Source organism: Pseudovibrio sp. W64 (genome assembly GCF_001623145.1).
Classification (GTDB): domain Bacteria; phylum Pseudomonadota; class Alphaproteobacteria; order Rhizobiales; family Stappiaceae; genus Pseudovibrio.
The window spans coordinates 246,583-248,103 of record NZ_LMCI01000038.1 but is presented as its reverse complement, the minus strand read 5'-3'; the positions used below and the strand labels follow the sequence as shown (position 1 = coordinate 248,103).

Annotated in this window: 1 protein-coding gene; it reads right to left on the bottom strand. The window is 48.4% G+C overall.

Going from position 1 to position 1,521, the window contains the following annotated elements; all coding sequences use genetic code 11:
- Positions 1 to 374 precede the first annotated feature (374 nt).
- On the bottom strand, positions 375 to 749 hold the full coding sequence (locus PsW64_RS17665; RefSeq protein WP_063304414.1) for an MmcQ/YjbR family DNA-binding protein: 375 nt from the start codon (positions 747 to 749) through the stop codon (positions 375 to 377).
- Positions 750 to 1,521: the final 772 nt, after the last annotated feature.

Sequence of the window (1,521 nt, the reverse complement as noted above, 5' to 3'; positions counted from 1 at the left end):
CGAGCACCGAGCACCGAGCACCGAGCACCGAGCACGAATGATCGCAATGCTCCGCAAAGACAAGCTTATGAGTAAAGAAAGATCCTCAGACGGGGATAACTTTTATTAGCGGATGCGAGCAAAACATCTGAAAAATCGGGCATAAAAAGTAAGGCGAATTCCACGGGGTAAACATATGCCCGCTAGGTGGTTCTCTGATAGAGCCTCCCCCGTTCAAAATTAAATGCGCGCGGTGCAAAAGCCAGACACAAAACCACTCAATAAGAACCACGAGCAACGCACTTTTCGCGCAAATAACGCAAATCTGCACAAAAGAACGCAAACCTTAAAGTCAGCACGATCAGTTATTCAGAACTCCAAGTGATCAGACACACTTAAGCTGCAACAAACCCAATCTCTTTCTGCAGCTTCTTGGTCAGCTTCCTCGCAATAATGCTATGCGCCTCACGAACATAATCCTTGATGTCATCATCAGCCATCGCCTGCGCAGTCTCAATCTGAACCCACTTCGCCCGAGCCAGATAAGGTGCCGGAATAATGCCCTCCTGTTCCGTTAGGATCTGATAGGAAAGCTCTGAACATTTAAAGCTGATCTTGATCCCATCCATATCAGGACGGTCCTCTCCCCAGTTAGAACAGATCGCAAAGATCTTCCCTCCAACCTTCCAAACCGAAGCGTTCCCCCACTGAATGACATTGCTCGTCCCAACCAATGACTTGCAATAATTATCAAACTCATCCCGCGTCAATGTAGTCTCTCCCTAGCAATCAAAAAAAGGCATCAAACACAGCCGATAATTGCAACGAAGATAACACAATCAATATATAAATTCCGTACCTGTTCGACCAACTTTCAGATTTGGCTACCGGTAAAGAGCAAGTGCCGCACACGCTCACTCTTATTCACCTCAGGCAGCGCATAGAATAGCTCCATCTCTTTTGTAGTCAGCAGACAGCGTAGAGCAGTTATGGGTGCTATCCCACCGATCTCATCCTGGCGCAGAATGCGCCCTCCGCATTACCTTCGAATGCGCAGCAATCGCGGCACAATTACGTGTGCAAATACCGCCAACGAACGAAGAAGGGAGCGCGGGGTCGTTCCGACTGCAGCTGAACACATCCACCTGGCGAAGGGCATCAGTTAACAACCACCGCCACTCATTCACTTATCACTAATTTAGTTGGGGCATGGAGATGTGCCCTTCCCACAGGCTCACTCCCCTTCTCATTGAGATACATGGGCGGCTGCAGCGTTTGTCTCATCACAGCATTTGTAGGCAATCCGTTTCAATTCCTTGAAGTCGTTGCTTTGGTTTCACTGAGGCCAACTGGTAGGCGTATATTCAGGGATAAGAGAGTGCTTTGGTGCTGGGCCGTTTGGAGCTTAACTCGCTGTGGCTTCAGCCCTCTCATTCAGGACGGCCTAATCCCAAAACGCAAAAAGCCCCCATGCGTTATGCATTGGGGGCTTTTTGTCTGATATGTTGTTCTGTTTTATTTTGTAGAGATTTGTCAGTGTGT